Raw genomic sequence first — 17021 nt, 5'->3', positions numbered from 1 at the left:
TTAAATTAATATGAAATTTAGTGAATTATCAAGTACCATCTAAATTCACGCTATATAATTACACTAAAGGAGGTAATGTACAATGAAAGACAAAAAAGTGAATTTAAGCGTTGTTGCTGTATTATTAATTGTCACTCTTCCACTGATCATAGCTCTTGTTGCTTCCGTTATTTATTACGGGCTTCAAATGCACAGTGTTGCTGAAACAGACAAGGATATGTATTATGACAATCTCTACACCATCAGTACAACACTGATAAATGCAGACAGAGATTTTTATCAGGCGATGCTGGCAGGCACTAATGTTCTTGCTTTCTCTACCTATGTAAGTGAAGATCAGATAGCTTCATATATAAGTGACATCAAAGACAATACCTCCCAGGTACAAGAAAGAGTTGATTCCGCAGCAGCCATAGCCAGGAGTAACACTTATCTATGGTCCATATTGAAGGATGATTCCGGTAAGACATTCTCTGAGTATCATGATCTTTTCTATCAGGACTTTAATGCGTGGAAATCAGACTATGATGCAGCAAGTGGTCAGGGCGACATTGAACAATGGGCTGTCCATTTTAACAGTTCCAGAGATTACCTGAGCAAAATGACTGACCTCGTGGAAGTATGGGCTGTCCAGGAAGAAGCCAGCAACACTTCTGATATTAATAAAAAGATCCTTATTTCATCCATTATTTTTGGCGTGATTGCTGTTATTCTTATGCTCCTTACAATTTATACAATTATTAATATGCTGAAAAGTGTCAGAAAAATATCTGCGGATGTTACAAATATCTCCAGTGGTGACTTTGTAACCCATATGAAACCGGATAGTTTTATTAAGGAATTCAACGATATAACATCCAGTCTTGAATCAATGCGTCACGACTTAAGAAATGCTCTTGTCAGAGTTATAAATCATGCTGATTCCGTGAATACCAAGGCTGAGATTGCAAAAGACTCAATTACCAATTCACAGAAGACCACTAACGATATCAGTTCTGCAGTTAATGATCTTGCAACCGGCGCAACTGCCATGGCTGAAGACGTACAGAGCACATCAACCATCACTATTAATATAGGTTCTTCCGTTGATAATGTCCTTGAATCTGCATCTGCCAATCTTGACAGAGGAAACAAAGTTTATGAGGAATCGACAAAGGTCAAGGAACAGCTTGAGCAAATCAAGCTTCAGGATCAGAAAAATGATGAGATGGCAACGCAGGTTGCTAATTCTGTTAATGAAACAGCAAATGTTGTCGCACAGATTTCGACTGCTGCTGAATCCATTATTTCCATAGCCAGCCAGACAAACCTCCTTGCTCTCAATGCCTCTATTGAAGCTGCCAGAGCCGGTGAAGCAGGAAAGGGCTTTGCAGTTGTTGCTGACAACATCAAAGACCTGGCCGGTAATACCAACAGCCTTGCAGGAGAGATTACCAATATGCTATCAACAATCACTGGATACTCAAATACGAACAGGGAACTGACAGAAAGCATCCAGGCAGCTATAAGTAATGAAGCAATCGCTCTAGAAGAAATGAGTGAATCCTTCGATCAGATGCTTAGTCTCTTACGCGAAACTGAAGAAGGAAATAAACAGATAGTTGAGCTTGTTGAAACAATGAACTCAGATAAGGAAAACATTCTTAATTCTGTTGAATCACTATCAAGCATCTCAGAAGAAAATGCTGCTTCCACTCAGGAAACCAGTGCTTCACTGATGCAGCTTGATAACAACATGGAATCCGTTGTGAATCAGGCAAAAGACCTTCAGAAGATTGCTGAAGAACTCACCACCAATGTTAAATACTTCAGGGTTGAACTTCCTCAGGATACATCTGCAAAGGGGAAAAAATAATTACTCTCTCGGAGTCCTCTGAATTTGGAGTGCCCTCTCTGCAATATCAGAAAAAATGCTGCATATTTTTTATTTCATAGAAATCCAACGGCATTTCCTTTAGGATAAAAAAGGTGCGGCAGAATCCGGATTATCCGGGTCCTGCCGCTTTTGAATGAAGAAAAAAGGTTTTAAATGGGAGGTTTTAAATTCTTTTTTATTATATAAATCCCTGTCCAACAAAAGTCCAACAAATACATATTTTTGTGATAAAATAATTCAAAAATTTGAAGTTACCGTTATTTTAATCACACAATTTACGAGCGCCCAAAAAGAAAAAGCGTTCAGCCGGAGATAATTATGTCAAAAACTTTACCAGCAGATTTTCATATGCACACCCATCACTCAGGTGATTCTGATGCTCCCATGGAGATGATGATAGAAAAAGCCCTGCAAAAAAGCCTCTCTTCCATATGTATAACAGAGCATATGGACATGGATTATCCTGTAACCGAGGATATTCCCGAGGGCACATACGACCTTGATACGGAAAGCTACATGTCAGAAATCAGAGTATTTCAGGACAAATATGCAGGACTCATCAATATTGGTTTTGGCGTTGAGCTTGGCTTACAGCCTCAAATTGTTTTTCAAAATGAACAATATGTAAAAAAGTATCCTTTTGATTTTGTGATAGGATCAAACCACCTTTGTCACGGCAAGGATCCTTACTATTCCGATTATTATGAAAATCGCAGTGAAAAAGAGGCTTTTACTGAGTTTTTTGAATCAACACTGGAGAACATTCAGCTATTTGACGATTTCGATGTGTTAGGACATCTGGATTATATTGTCCGTTACGCTCCTTCTCTGAATCGCAATTACAATTACAAAACCTATAGCGATCTAATCGATGAGATTCTAAAGACACTGATAGACAAAGGAAAAGGACTTGATGTAAACTCCAAGTCCCTTTATTCTGAGCCATCTTTAGGTGATACAAATCCCTCCAGGGATGTTCTGCTCCGTTTCCATGAGCTGGGCGGTGAAATACTGACTTTTGGCTCCGATGCCCATAAGCCCGAGCATGTGGCCCTGGGATTTGACACAGCAGTAGAACTCGTAAAATCCTGCGGTTTTAAGTACTACACCACCTTTAGTCAAAGGGATCCAAAATACATAAAGCTTTAAATTCCTGAATTTCCAGGGAGATTCAGGAATCTAAATATCCTTCTCGACCGTCAAAAAGCACTCCTCAGCAAGTTCGGTCTCTTTTTCGTATAAAAGTTCCTTTAGATGGATGACAGAAAAACGGTCTCTAAAAGACAAAAGCTCACTTTTAGAGACTCCCAGCTTTAAAAGGCGTCTTTGAAGCCTCATGCAATCATTTATATACAGATATGCCACGAGTGTTATTAAAATCACTATCACCAGAATTATAAAAGTCAAGATCAGCATTTCTTTCACCTCTTTTTCATTATACTAAATCACATTTTGTCCTTGTTTTAATTTCCTAAGATTTTACCCTAACTTTATTCTTAGTTTATGGTTAATGCATTTTTTTTAAAGAACCTATCCTTATAATTAATTCAAGAAAATGTGCATTTTATGCCATCAAAGGGGGATTTTGATGACCTACAGACCAAAGCTTGTAAGGAAAATTCGCAAAACAAAGTCCATATTTTTGGCTATTCTCGTGGTACTTGTTTTTGTTTACCTTTTCATTCTTATTATTGATCAGGATTTCCGCAGTCAGATTTTAAAAAACATATTCTTTACTATTTCGTTCGTAGTGACCTGGCTATGCCTGATCATTAGCTTACTTTCTATTTTATTTGATCTGATCTTACTAAAGAAGAATTCAGAAGTGGTCAGGGAATTAAATGATTTGTCGTATCTCGATAAGCTTACCGGTCTTCCGAACAGATATAGCATAGACAGGATTTCGCAAAAATACGACTCTCCCGAGAAAATCGAAGGCCTGGGACTGATTCTTCTTGTTCTTAACAACATAAAACAGATAAATGAAAAGAGCGGACGCACCGGTGGTGACAGGGTTATTTCCGATTTTTGTGCACTTTTGGAATCTGTTGGCACCCAGTATGGGCTGATAGGAAGAAACAGTGGGAACGAGTTTCTGGTTGTAATAGAAAACTGTGATGATACTGCACTCTCATATTTTCTGGATGAACTTGGCAGACGCATCCATAATCACAACATCATCACTCCGGAGCTTCCTATAGAGCTTTCCTACTCTGCCGTTTTGGAAAGTGACATTAAAGCAGACCATTTTTATACGCTTATTACCAGCGCCTACATGGAATTTCAGTCTAATGTAAAGATTTTATCGTATCCGGAGTAAGGCCTATGTTTAATAAAGCTGACACAAATACAATTCAAAAACTTGTTGTTGGTCTATGGAATGATGATTCGGAATGTTTTGTAAAGCTATATCAGCTAACCGTAGATGATACCTACAACTTTTGCAGGCTTATTCTTAGTGATGATAAAAAGAGCAGGCAGGCTGTGACCGAGATATACTCCGTTGCGCTAAAAAACATCATAAAGCTTAAGGACCCTTCTTTATTTATTGCGTGGTTAAGACGCATAGCCTTTGATGTTTGTTACGAGAAAGCTATCGAGGACGCCAGAATGGATCTGTATTCTCTCCTGCACCCGGAGGAACTATTATCTCTATCATTTTTAGAGCGGGAAATTTTTTTCCTTCATGATTTTGTAGGACTTTCAGAAAAAGAAATCGCAAATGCTTTGCATATCAGAAATAAATTTGTACTTGAAATACTGACTTCTGCCAGAGAACACATGACAAAACTGCGAACACTACAGAGAATTTAAGATATGAATTTTATCAAAAGCAGGAAGAATAAATTTCATATAGCGGACACTGATGCCACTTCAATCCTTTTTGACGTGCTTCACTCTGCAGGAAAGGGTGCTTGCTTTCTTTCAGATGAAAATGCCGGCAAGATGCTCTGCGCAAAAAGAAGGCCTGATCACTACACGGTAAGCATTCTCATTTCAATAGCACTGCTGGTGATCGTCATATTTTTCCCTGTCTTTTTGTTTGCGCTTCCAAGCGGTCCCGTGATTGATCCTGATAAGGAACGCGCAGCTAAGGCAATGGCAAACAGGGCTTCCTATGACGTAACAACACTCACAAAAGGGCTGCGTGACAATACTCCGGTGTGCCTGCACCCCCTGGCAGGCGGTAAAGTTGTTTATAAAAATGATCTTGCCATCGTAGATGCCACAAATGCTTCAGATGGATACCTGGTCATTCGCTACACAGGAGATTCAAACAAGGTCAAGCTTCGCATCACAGGTCCTGACGAAATTGTATACACCTACAATCTCGCAACAGGCGGAGGTAAGAATGAGGTATTTCCTCTTCAGGCAGGTAACGGAACATATCTTGTATGCGTATATGAAAACCTGGTTGCAACCCAATATGTCACAGCTTTTTCTCAAAAAATTGACGTGAACATAAACGACGAATTCCTGCCCTTCCTATATCCGAATCAGTATGTAAATTTTGATGAGGGCAATCAGGCCATAGCTTACAGTGAATATCTATCATACACTGCAAACCATGATCTTGACGTTGTATCTTCCGTCTATAACGCCATTATCAGCAGCCTCAGCTATGATTATGAAGAAGCTGAAAGCGTACAAAGCGGATATATACCTGATATTGATGAAGTAATTACAACAGGAAAAGGTATATGCCTTGACTACGCCGTTCTCATGACCGCCATGCTCCGATCCCAGAAAATTCCTACCAGAATGGAGGTTGGATACGCGGGAACTGCTTACCACGCCTGGATAAGCACTTATATAACTGATATTGGCTGGATCAACGGAATGATAAGATTCGACGGAAAAGAATGGTCGTTAATGGATCCGACTTTTGCATCAACCACCGAAAAGGAAAAACTGGCAAATTTCATTGGTGATGGTGAGAACTATAAAACGAAATACATTTACTAAAAAGCTTAGTGTATTAAGGAGAAAACAAAATGGAAAAGCGGACAGCCAAAGCTCTATCCGATTATGAAATTTCAGTTTTTTGCAGACAGATGGCCCTTTTGATAAAAGCAGGAATAGCCCCGCTTGAGGGAATAGAAATAATGCTGCAGGACTTTAAGCTTGATGGGGATGATTCCACACTAATGACTATCTCCCAGATTCTGAGTTCAGGTGAGAAATTCCATATTGCACTTCAGATGACAGGTGTTTTCCCGGGCTATGTAATTCATATGGTCACCATTGGCGAAGAATCAGGAAATCTGGATCTGGTAATGGAATCTCTGGCAGATTACTACGAGCAGGAGGACACCATCAGAAATAATATCAGCAGCGCCATATCCTACCCTCTTATCATGATTGGCATGATGATAGTCGTAATACTTGTCCTTATAACCCAGGTATTGCCGATCTTCAGCCAGGTATTTGCACAGCTTGGAACCAGTATGAATGCATTTTCAAGATCCCTTATGACAATCGGAAGCGTTTTAAACAACTATTCCATAGTCTTTGTAATTCTAATGGTGATATTTGCCGGGGTCTGCATATTTTTTGTAAAAACAAAAGGAGGTCGTGCCGCCTTTCGCTCCATTGGCATGCACATACCTCCCATCAGAAAGATTTTCAGCGAAATATCCACTGCCAGATTTGCCAACGGCATGGTTCTGACTCTTTCAAGCGGAATGGATACCTATGAGGGTCTTCGCCTTGTCAGCAAGCTCGTTGAATATGATGAAATGTCAGCCAAAATCGATACCTGCAGAGCACTTATTGCAGATGGCGACAACTTTCCCGAAGCTCTTTTGAAAGCAGGCATTTTAAACAGATTTTATTCCCGTATGGTTGCCATAGGATTTCAGTCAGGTTCAATGGAAACAGTAATGCAGCAGATTGCAAGGAAATATTCAGACGAGACCCAGAGAAAAATGTATAACTTTATTTCGATCCTTGAACCCACGCTTGTTATCATTCTCTCTCTTATAGTAGGACTGATTCTTTTGTCAGTTATACTGCCGCTAATGGGAATAATGTCATCAATAGGATAAAAACATGGAAGAAATTTCTTTAAAGAAAAAGAATAATTTCATACTTGGACTTTTAGGATTTGTGTTACCTACTGCCACAATTATTTTACTAATTGTTATTTTCTACTTTGGCGTAAAGCAGATAAGCACCAGCACCATTGAAAAGCAGGAAAATGCCCTTCACATGGCTATTGAGCGCGATATAGTACAGTGCTACTCCATTGAAGGCATCTATCCGCCAAGCCTTAACTATCTGGAGGTTCACTACGGACTTGTCTATGACAAAAACATGTTTTTCGTAGATTACCGTCCGATTGCAGCTAACATTTATCCCGACGTGACCATTTTATACGTTGGAAAACAGGGATTAGGTATAGATCGATGAAGAAGAAATTCGAAAGCAGACATACCATAGATATGCTCTTTGTTATAGCTCTCCTGTTCCTGTTTGCGATGGGAGCCCTGATGCTTATTGCCCTTGGATCGAGCATATATAAAAGAGGTGTTGATACCCTTTCCAAAAACTATGACAGACGTACGGCTTATGCCTACATCACAGAAAAGCTAAGACAATGTGACAGAGCGGGCAATATCAGTTCTTCCACATTCAATAAATCCGGCGCCCTTCGAATAGACACCACCATAGACTCAGAGAACTATGTCACTTACCTCTATGAATATGAGGGTGCGCTTATGGAACTGTTCGCCAGGGCCGATGCGGGAGATCTTCCACCGGAATCCGGCCAGAAGATCATGGATATAGATGATATGGTCCTTACTCCTAAGGGTGAAAACATACTTCTCATAACAATAATACTAACAGATGGTGAGGAGCTTACCTTTATAACCACCAGAAGATCAGGAGCACAAGAAGATTAATGAATAAAGAAATGCACAGCAAAACGAGCCTATTCCTTATGGAGCTCATCATAGCCATCCTGTTCTTTTCGATTTCAGGGGCAATCTGTGTCCAGCTTTTTGTGCAGTCACACAGCCTGTCAGAAGCTTCAGTCGAGATGAACAATTCAATACTTTGGACGCAAAACATCTCTGAAGTTTTTTACGGAAAATATGGGAGCCTGAAGGAAATATCCGACTTCTTCCTGGACAGTTCCATCGTACTTGTTTCCTACGAAAACAATCCGGAAGTAGGTACTCTGGTAATGTTTTTTGATGAAGATTTTGAGCTTATAAGCTATCCCGCAGGTAATGGAGCTTTGGATAATGCAAAATACGAACTCCTTTTATGTATCTCGGAGTTGCCCTCGTCAGAGGTTTATTCTGACACTTCCGCAGATACCTCCCGCATGAAAGGGAATGCACTGCTTGGAGAAATTGCCATATTAAAAATGGAGGATTCCACGATCATTGATCAGATTCCAAAAGACAATGATTCACGGGTTATTTCTGACAGATACGTTGATTTCTATATAGGAACAATGGAGGATAGCACAGATGAAGCGTAGACCTATCTACAGTACCCATATCGGAGCGGCATCGATTCTGCTCATTTTTCTGGTGCTTAGTCTGATATCCTTTGCAGCTTTGGCGCTGGTCAATTCAAGGGCGGATTATATCCTTAGCAAAAAGATGTTTGAAAGGTCTATCTCCTATTTTGAAGCCTGCCATGAAGCAAATGGTTTTATAGCAGAAAATGATCCTTCTTTTTATTCCATGGATAAAGATACAGAGCTAAAAAAAAGCATCCCTCTAAGCGACTTCCAGACTCTTGATGTGAGTTTTAAGGCTTCAGGAGCAGACTCGACTGACAGCCTTTCTTTTAAAATAACAGAATGGTGCGTTGTGACACATGATGAAAAAGCCAATTTTGATGAGACCCTTCCAGTTATGAAGTCTTCTGAACAAGGGGGCGCTTCTTTCCGCCATAAATAATTAGCTTGTAAAGAACATCACAAAATGCTCTGTTCAAATCCCATTATATCTAATGGCCAGCATTGTAAGGTCATCAAATTGTTGTGCTCCATTTGCAAAATCGTTTACCGCCTTTTTCATGGAGACAATAAGTTCCTGCGGATCATCATCTGCCAAATTAAGTGCCTTAAGCATTCTATCCTGTCCCAGCATCTCGTCATTGGTGTTTTTGGCTTCATTAAGTCCATCGGTATAAACAAACAGTACATCTTTGGCATTCATAATAAAACTATCATCCATATATTCCTGGTTCTTTATCGCTCCCACTGTACAAGCAACAAGAACAGTTGATACTAAAAAAACACTTAGCTTCAGTATTTTTTTACTAAGTCCACCTTCTGTAACTATTCTTTTCATCCTGTTTATACCTTCATCTTATCTCAATAAACTTAATGAAACCGGTATCCTCAAAAATATACATAAGCTCGCTCTTTACATGCTCAATTACTACTTTACCCCCTTTGCCCAAAAGAGACTGATATGTTTTCAAAATCACTCTTAATCCTGCAGAAGAGATATAATCCATATCTTTACAATCCATTAAAACATCTGTTATATCAGGAATTTCATTTTCAATAGCTTTATCAAGCTCCGGCGCTGTAACTGCATCCACGCTCCCTTTTATTTTTACCTTTAATATACTTCCTTCTCTTTCCTTATAAATATTCATTTTATTTCCCCTTTTATGTCAATATGCTCAAGCTTATATGCCGATCCTTCAACTCTTACAACAGCATAGCCTGGATACACTTTCTCAAGCTCCGGATGCTTATCTGCCTCTTTATGGCGTATACGGTTCACTGATCAGTATTACTTTTCCATCCTTATCAAGAACTATATTCATAAGCCTGCTACCATCCTGATCATTTGCAGGCACATAAGAATTGAATTCCTCAAGGGTAAGAAGCCTGTGCAGACCGTCAGGTGCATACTGAGTATAGATAGGACACTGATTTGCAAGTTCGAATTCTTCGAACTTTCCATCATAGCCGCCAATCTGGTAATCATCATAAAACGCGTTAGGGTCAAGACCATACTTTTCTATCTTTTCAGTCTCACCCTCGTGTACAAACTCTACTTCGTCGCCAAGGATGCTCCGTCCCTGTCCCTTTATGCATTCTATCAGAAGTTCAGTGTAAGGCTGTCCCGCTGTTACTCCGGCACATGAAAGCTCATCCTTCCTTCCGGAAAAAGACAGAGACCCCAATGCCATAGATGCAGTCTCCGCATCTACAGCCTTTCCGGCGCCATGATATTCCAATATGTAAGCAAATACATACCTGCCATCATCTATATAGGGACTTACAAATCTGCCCTGATAGAAGACATAGTTATCATTTTCCCCAACACTCCAGAATGCATACTTGGACTTCATGCCATTGAGCCACTTCCAGTCAGGCTTGTATATCCACTCATCTTCGTCGTTTTCGCCGCCATTGCCATATATGGAGATATATTCATAATCTATGTTGCCATATATCTTTTTAATGCACTCCTCTACGTCAACATCAAATCCGTTATATTCGAAGCAGGTATTTGTGAATTTGATGTTTCCATTCTCATCTGCATCAATGCAGGTATAGGTACCATCCGGATTTATTGTAAGCTCCTGATTTATAAATCCAGGGAGTTTAGCCTTGTTTATGATGCACAGTTCGTTCTTCCCGGACACATTTCTTCCCGAGAAGCAGCCATCCTTTGTGGATACAACATAAAACGGGAGATCTAAAGGCGTATCTAATACCCAGTCCATGTCATAGCCCACATATGCTCCAAAGTCATTGCCAAAAAGCCATGAGCTTACATCCCCCGGAAGCGCCTCTACATCTTTTCCCGGAAGATGAAAAGTCATTTCGGTAGAGCCGTTATCATAGCCTTCAAGGCCGCTTGCACTTGAATACTCCTTCGGGACATCCGCAGATACGTCATAGGTAAGCTCTTCTATATCAGCTTTCCAGGTATACTGATCAACCTGTGTGCACTTTCCTAGTTTTCCGGTAAAGCTTCCATCGGCCTGCCCGTCTGCCTGCCCATCTGCTGATTCCACATAATAATCTTTGATAAAGGATCCGCTAAAAGAGCCATCCTCCTTAAATTTTATCCATGTGCGGTAATTGCTATCATAAGTATTTACAGAAGAGAGTTCAAAATCCTCTCCTGCCAGTGCACTGTATAGGTCAAAATCTTCTGCGCTTTGAGCATCATCTGCTTTTTCAGCTACTGGTTCTTTTGCTTCTTTGGCCTCTTCCTTATTTTTTTCATCCTTGTCGCTCTGCTTTTCAGATGGTGCCTCTTCTGTCACAGTTTCACTGCAACCTGCTGACTCAGCGCTCTGTCCACATGCCGACATATTAAGCGCCATTGCTGCTGCCACAGTCAAACACATAGCCGATGAAATCGTCTTTCTTTTCATTTTTTCACTCCTGATTTTTATAATAGACTCTGCCAAAGAAGTTCATTATATAACCATGTTCCTTATCGGGGCCAATTTCAAACGCATCATATTCTGTACCGTCAGAGTAATACAGATAATAAATCCCGCCATCCTCAAGAAGAGGTGACTTCTTCTCATATTCAATATAACCAACTGTGGCGCCTGCCAGCTCATCATAATGGGTTGTAAATGTTCCATTTGTATCAAACTCTATCCAGGTGGGCGCATCAGCATCTTCGGTATTTAGATACCAGATACCAGGAATCTGCTCAGCGTGCTTGCCTTCAAAAAAAATATCACCCTCTGTCAGATAAGAATCATCTATTATTGGTGCTCCAAGGGCAGTAAGACCAAGTGGCGCAGCCTCTTTCATCCGTGTGAGCTCATCTTCCATGTCTTTTGCATCTGAAAGGAACATGCTGTTGTAATCACTTGGAGAAATGAAGTTCTTGGAATCCCTGTCAAGATTAAAGGGGATTGTTTTATCACTTCCATAAATTTCTATTTCAGCATTTTCTGCAGGAATGTAGTACATAGGAAGAATGTATCTTTTTTTCGGAGAATAATACATCTTCCCATACATGGAGTATTCACCGTTTTCTTTGACTTCACCATCCTTATAAGAAAAAACATGAACAGGATTCCATGGTGCATCTCCATTAGCTACCGCAAGCTCCGGAATCTCATCATCATCCACATAAATTAGTGTAAAAGACACTCCGTCTAAACTCTCAGGTTTATCCTCTTCTCCAAATTCTTCCGACAGAGTTTTTGACATTGCAGGATGCTCCATGTAAGTTGAAAGGAATTTCGCATATGCGGTTATCTCGGCACTTGCACTGCTTGCCTTACTAACATATTTCCCGATAGGAGTCCATGAAAGGAGTTTGCATTGTTTTTCATAATCATCCATCATGGCCCAGAACTTGCCGTCTGAAATATTAAGTTCTTCTGACTCATTTGCATCAAAGATACCGGTAGTGTTGTGATATAGTCCAATATCTCCGCCGACCTTTTCATCCGAGAAATAAAAGTCATCCCAGACGATTTCCAAGCCGTCTTTGCTCAGATGGTTTTCGCCAAAGAGAGTGATCGCTGCTCCGCCTGAGCCGCAATAATAGAAATGGTCATCTCCTATCCAGCGATAGCTGCTTCTTGCCCAGCCATCAAATACCTTGATGGGCTTATCATTCTGTAGTGAGAAAACGCTATAAATATAGCTTTGCTTTGGAAAATCGCCATATTCTTCATCGCATCCAATAATAAGCTCTGGGATACCGTCGCCGCTTATATCATCAAGTACATATCCCACTGCCTCGGACAGATCACCATCTCCGGGATACATGCATTTTTCCATCAGGCCGTCAGATATGTATTTGTATTTCTTATCATAATCATAGCCGGAAGTAACAACCTTATGCACCTCGTTAAGGACAGGTGCATAGCTTACTTCATAGTCTATATCTGCTCCTACATCTTCAATTCCTTCTTTATCACGAACGACGTTATTACAGTCTGTAACGAAGTTCCTCAGATCGTAAAACATATTAGTGATATTATCCGGGTTACCACTGCCAAGAAACTCGTTTTCTTCTTGAATCCCCTCATAGAATTCTACGCTTCTCATTCCGTTAGACTCGTAGTAATCCTTCAGAGAATAGTAAGTTCCATAGATTATTGGGAAGTTGCTTTCAAAATTGTTGCCTACATCTGTTCCAAACCAGAACTCATAACTGCGTCCAATATTATCACCTTCATTTTGAATATCTTCACCGACGTCTCTCCCAATGGTCTTTTGAATCCAGCTTCCAAGGTTTTTGCCTTCTTCATAGATTGATATGGATTTTACATTGTTCGAAGCACGAAAAGCATTAAGGATGTCATCTGATACCAGGCCCTTTAATGGATCAGGGGTATTTGCCGAAGCGCTTGAATCTCCGCCCGTCCCAAGGGCATCAGTTCTGCCACTGGCAAGTTTCATTTTTCCATCAATGGAAACACTGAGGATATCAGATGTCATATCATGAGCCTCAGTTCCTTCATCGATGAGCACTCTGATATTATCCATATTTGTAGGGAGATAGCATGGAGCATACTCCTGCGCTGCTCCTGCCTCATCCCAGCTGTATTCAAGTGCTGCCCATATCTTCTCGCCGTCTTTTACTTTTCCATTTTCAAGCAGATATGTGCTTATGAGTCCGTCTTCATACTCATAATGGCTTTCTAAAATGAGATTCTTGTGATCTTTGTGCATAAGGAAAAAGTCATAGGTGCCTACTTCTTCCTGCTTATACCTGGGCGATTCGTCTTCATAGTTGATCCCAAATCCGCTAATATAAAAGTGTTCGCCATCCGCATCAAAATCATTTGTCTCAAATGCCATTACTTCATTCACGCCACCATCGTCGTCCTCGTCGAAATAGGTTATATCTGCATCCGGCATCTGCATTATCCATTCATCCGGAATGTCTTTTACAAGCTCTTCTTTAAAAATTTTCCCATCCTTATCTTCCGAGAAGAATACAGTAGCCGAGGCTGAAAACAGTGAAAAGACATTTGAGTCAAACCAGAAAGATATTCCCTGGGGATCAAGCGTCCATGAGCCATCTTCGAAATCCAGGCTCTTTTTGATTCTGTCTTTAAATCCATCAAGATCAAGGTTTGAGGGCTCTCCCATGTAATCATTCATGTCCTCGTCAACCTTTTCTTTTAACTTTGCTGCAAGGAGGTCAAAGAAGGCATCTTCATCAGATACGATGTCGGAAAGCTCTATCTCTTTTCCGCTGTCAACACTATATGTGCGAGCCAAATAAGAAATGGCATCAAAATCAAAAGTTCCACTGTTGCGGCACTCATTTACAAAGCTTATATATCGGTCGTCGCACCTTCGAAGGTACGTATACCAGCTGCACTCAAATGCAGAGCCCTCAAATTCCTTTGCCTCTTCAAGGGAAATCATATAGTTGTCGTACTCGCGGGCTTCAATATCAGCTCTTGCCTTATCAAGATTATCTGCAAGCAGACTGTGAGAAGCAGCATATTCTTTTTCAAGGGTAAGATAACTGTAATAATGATAAATTATTGGCTTGTTCTCATCATTCCATTCAATTCTGCTAGCCCTATTTAGCAAAAGAGCCGGTGCCCCCTCGCTAGTCTTAGCAGGCTCGTTTTCAGTCAGTTCTTTTTCATCAGAATTGTCTTTGGGGGTAGAAGTTTCAGGCGCAGCTTCAGATACACTGCTCTCCTTTTGCTCAGTTTGCGCTCCACCATTATCGGTTTTGCCACAGCCAGAAAAAAGACAGCAGGTAATTGTAGACATTAGTATTAGAGATATTAGTTTTCTTCTCATCATATGCCCCCATCAATACAATTTTTTATTCAAAAACACTATAGCTGATAAGCCAATATCCATCCTCTACTTCCTCAAGAAAGGCAAGTCCATTTGCTGCATAGTACAGTGTACCTTCCCTGTCAAGTTTTTCTGCTTCGTCCGCACTTAGCGAATAATACTTCTTATCGATACCTTGCAGTTCATACTCTTCCGCCGGAATTCTGTATACTTTAAAGGGCAGACGCAGGAATTTTTGGTTATACTGTCCCTTGATCTCCTGAGCATCCGACACTACAGAAAATGCGTTATTCCTAAACATCTCTCCGTCCGCAGCCGGCTCATAATACCAGTCAGTATTACCGTCATATTCAACTGTTCCGTTATAAGGATTATTGACAGTAAGGTCGTAATAATCTCCCTCTTCAAAATTGGTCCCAAAGAACCTGTTGAGAATCTCAAACATTTTTTCCCTGTCAACACCATATCTGTCATTAGAAAACTTAACACTTGAAGGATCATTTATCCTGCACCACTCAAGTACAAAATGAGCATAAGTGTATGGCCATTCTTTATCTTCATAGCCTTGTTCCGAAAAATTGGACAAATAGATATTTAGCTTGCGACCAAGATCCCCTGTAAGATCTACCGGATCACCAGAAAGCTCATACGGCCATGAGTTGATAAGTCCCATGTCAACGTTTAACCCGGAACATTCATAATCGCTAGTCCTAAGATATTCCGGAAAGAAATTCATATACAGGTATGTCGTTCTATAATCATACGTCTGCTCGGCGCCGTCTTTGCTTCCCAGATCAAGAAGCATGTATTGCATGTGTATATCTGCAACTCTTACGCATCCGGGTTCATAAGATTTTCCCGTCTCCTTGGCAATAAGCCTCTGAAGCTGATGTGAATCGATGACGCCATCTTTATCAATGATAGGGAATTTTCTCCACTCTTCGTCCTGCCAGGAATAAATTGCTGTATCCCAGACACTGGAACCGCCTGTTCCGAATGTGTAGTGAACTATCTCTATCTCATCAAAATTTCTGTAGGCAAGATCAGCAAACTGGATAACTTCACCCTCATTGGGGCTTGATGAATAATCATCCGTCTTAAAGGTTCCTTTACGTGTAAGCTCAAAGACATAGTGCTGTCCTTCGCGCTTAATCACATCCGGCTTATGATCGCCGTCAAGGTCCTTGTCCTTGTACTGCGGGATTATCTCCCCGATATCCCCTTCATAATCGTGATACTGACCACCGTCAAAAAGTGTAATGGCATACTTTGACACCGCATCCTCTATGCACATCTGGCTTGTGGGAAGAACAAACTCATCAGCCAGTGTTACCCAGTCAGGGCCTCCGTCATAAGGATTCTCTTCATCCTCAGCATCCTTGGCAGTATCTGTTTCGCTTTCGGAACTACCTGCTTCAGATACTTCTTCCGCTGCCTCTGAAGCAGGCTTCTCTACAGTTTTCTCTTCGCTTGTTTTGTCGGATTTCTCCTCGCCATTTTCCTGTGTTGCTGCATCCGTAGGAGCATTTGTACTGCCACATCCCGCGAGGGACATGGCAGTCATAAAACAAACAGACAATAAAGTGATTGATTTTCTCATACTGATTCTTCCAATCGTTTCCTTTTTGCTAATTACCTTTTTATGCACTTTCTTCCCGGAATTTCAGCACTGTATGATTTAGTCCAAGCACATATTGATATTGCATCGATTTTGCTATTGCTTTCAATAATGCATAATTATTCGTGATCATCGTCTGCTTTTCCTTATCCTCATCAAACACGATGCAGGCGCCATCATCCAGCATGGTAAAAAGAACTTCCTCATCCGAAAAAGAAAACATTATCTGGTTTCTGACATTATTTCTTTTAGATGAGTTTACAGAATAAGCCACCATCTCTTCCATGCAAAGCCTTGCTCTGTTTGCCATCATAAGAGAATATCCGTTGGTAATGGCAAAATTTTGTACCATCTTGGATGCATTTATAGCATCAGAAGAATCCACAGACAGATAAATTCTTTTCTGATCTGCCTTTTCATTTTCTTTATCAATTTTCATAAGGATAATGGATCTAACAACATTTACAATAAGAATAATAACTGCCGCAGAAAAATATGACAGCCATATATAGGGTGCCGGGAAAAGAATACTATATATATAAGCAAATACAGGCATCGTGGAGTTTCCTGCAAGAGTCAGCACTGTTGAAAAATGCTGCAATCCCCTTGTCGAAAAGTATAATCTGAAAAGTGCATTTACTCCCAATACTCCAATGCATAATGCATACATGCGTAAAGATGTTAAGCCTCCATCCGGAATTTCATCCACACCATGAAGATTAAATATAACTGCGGGGAATATCTCAAAAAAGACGATCATAGTGCCTGATAAAATCACCACCAGA

The 17021-nt window shown here is 40.5% G+C and carries 17 protein-coding genes; 10 read left to right on the top strand and 7 right to left on the bottom strand.

Features of this window, described 5'->3' with window-relative positions; translation table 11 throughout:
• Window positions 1–82: 82 nt before the first annotated feature.
• On the top strand, window positions 83–1855 hold the full coding sequence (locus G622_RS0115975; RefSeq protein ID WP_026511537.1) for a methyl-accepting chemotaxis protein: 1773 nt from the start codon (window positions 83–85) through the stop codon (window positions 1853–1855).
• Between the two features lie 339 nt (window positions 1856–2194).
• On the top strand, window positions 2195–3025 hold the full coding sequence (locus tag G622_RS0115970) for a histidinol-phosphatase HisJ family protein (protein ID WP_026511536.1): 831 nt from the start codon (window positions 2195–2197) through the stop codon (window positions 3023–3025).
• Window positions 3026–3055: 30 nt separating this feature from the next.
• Here the strand turns inward: G622_RS0115970 and G622_RS0115965 are convergent, their stop codons facing one another.
• The gene (locus tag G622_RS0115965; protein ID WP_026511535.1) at window positions 3056–3292 is read right to left on the bottom strand and encodes a hypothetical protein; all 237 of its coding nucleotides are present in this window, start codon (window positions 3290–3292) and stop codon (window positions 3056–3058) included.
• A 172-nt stretch (window positions 3293–3464) separates the two neighbouring features.
• Here G622_RS0115965 and G622_RS0115960 point away from each other — a divergent pair, with 172 nt between their 5' ends.
• From G622_RS0115960 to G622_RS24820, 8 genes are read left to right on the top strand one after another with little or no spacing between them, the layout of a single operon-like run.
• Window positions 3465–4196 (top strand): GGDEF domain-containing protein, encoded by a 732-nt coding sequence (locus G622_RS0115960; protein ID WP_026511534.1) that lies wholly within the window; start codon window positions 3465–3467, stop codon window positions 4194–4196.
• A 5-nt stretch (window positions 4197–4201) separates the two neighbouring features.
• Window positions 4202–4690 carry an RNA polymerase sigma factor gene (locus G622_RS24830; protein ID WP_026511533.1) on the top strand — a complete coding sequence of 163 codons (489 nt, stop codon included), beginning with the start codon at window positions 4202–4204 and terminating at the stop codon, window positions 4688–4690.
• A gap of 3 nt (window positions 4691–4693) precedes the next feature.
• Window positions 4694–5842, top strand: a complete 1149-nt coding sequence (locus G622_RS23245; RefSeq protein ID WP_049945905.1) for a transglutaminase-like domain-containing protein — start codon at window positions 4694–4696, stop codon at window positions 5840–5842.
• 29 nt (window positions 5843–5871) lie between these two features.
• Entirely contained in the window at window positions 5872–6924 is a 1053-nt protein-coding gene (locus G622_RS0115945; protein WP_026511532.1) for a type II secretion system F family protein, read from the top strand.
• A gap of 4 nt (window positions 6925–6928) precedes the next feature.
• Window positions 6929–7288 (top strand): hypothetical protein, encoded by a 360-nt coding sequence (locus tag G622_RS0115940; RefSeq protein WP_026511531.1) that lies wholly within the window; start codon window positions 6929–6931, stop codon window positions 7286–7288.
• The gene (locus G622_RS0115935; RefSeq protein WP_026511530.1) at window positions 7285–7782 is read left to right on the top strand and encodes a DUF4860 domain-containing protein; all 498 of its coding nucleotides are present in this window, start codon (window positions 7285–7287) and stop codon (window positions 7780–7782) included. Before G622_RS0115940 ends, G622_RS0115935 begins: the two co-directional genes overlap by 4 nt.
• Window positions 7782–8369, top strand: a complete 588-nt coding sequence (locus G622_RS24825) for a hypothetical protein (RefSeq protein WP_049945904.1) — start codon at window positions 7782–7784, stop codon at window positions 8367–8369. The genes G622_RS0115935 and G622_RS24825 overlap by 1 nt, the downstream gene beginning before the upstream one ends.
• Window positions 8359–8796, top strand: a complete 438-nt coding sequence (locus tag G622_RS24820; protein WP_026511529.1) for a hypothetical protein — start codon at window positions 8359–8361, stop codon at window positions 8794–8796. Before G622_RS24825 ends, G622_RS24820 begins: the two co-directional genes overlap by 11 nt.
• 33 nt (window positions 8797–8829) lie before the next feature.
• Here the strand turns inward: G622_RS24820 and G622_RS0115920 are convergent, their stop codons facing one another.
• From G622_RS0115920 to G622_RS0115890, 6 genes are all read right to left on the bottom strand, one after another.
• The gene (locus G622_RS0115920; RefSeq protein ID WP_026511528.1) at window positions 8830–9192 is read right to left on the bottom strand and encodes a PP2C family protein-serine/threonine phosphatase; all 363 of its coding nucleotides are present in this window, start codon (window positions 9190–9192) and stop codon (window positions 8830–8832) included.
• Window positions 9193–9205: 13 nt separating this feature from the next.
• Window positions 9206–9505, bottom strand: coding sequence for an STAS domain-containing protein (locus G622_RS0115915; protein ID WP_026511527.1), 300 nt, complete (start codon window positions 9503–9505; stop codon window positions 9206–9208).
• Window positions 9506–9616: 111 nt separating this feature from the next.
• A complete protein-coding gene (locus G622_RS0115905; RefSeq protein WP_026511526.1) occupies window positions 9617–11248 on the bottom strand; it encodes a hypothetical protein in 1632 nt (543 codons plus the stop codon).
• Window positions 11249–11252: 4 nt separating this feature from the next.
• Window positions 11253–14621 (bottom strand): hypothetical protein, encoded by a 3369-nt coding sequence (locus G622_RS0115900; RefSeq protein WP_155831526.1) that lies wholly within the window; start codon window positions 14619–14621, stop codon window positions 11253–11255.
• 22 nt (window positions 14622–14643) lie between these two features.
• Window positions 14644–16218, bottom strand: coding sequence for a hypothetical protein (locus G622_RS0115895; protein WP_026511524.1), 1575 nt, complete (start codon window positions 16216–16218; stop codon window positions 14644–14646).
• 40 nt (window positions 16219–16258) lie between these two features.
• The gene (locus G622_RS0115890; RefSeq protein WP_155831525.1) at window positions 16259–17017 is read right to left on the bottom strand and encodes a hypothetical protein; all 759 of its coding nucleotides are present in this window, start codon (window positions 17015–17017) and stop codon (window positions 16259–16261) included.
• Window positions 17018–17021: the final 4 nt, after the last annotated feature.

Source organism: Butyrivibrio sp. LC3010 (assembly GCF_000424385.1).
Lineage (GTDB): Bacteria > Bacillota > Clostridia > Lachnospirales > Lachnospiraceae > Butyrivibrio.
The sequence above is the reverse complement of the archived record's forward strand: the minus strand, read 5'-3'. Positions and strand labels throughout refer to the sequence as shown.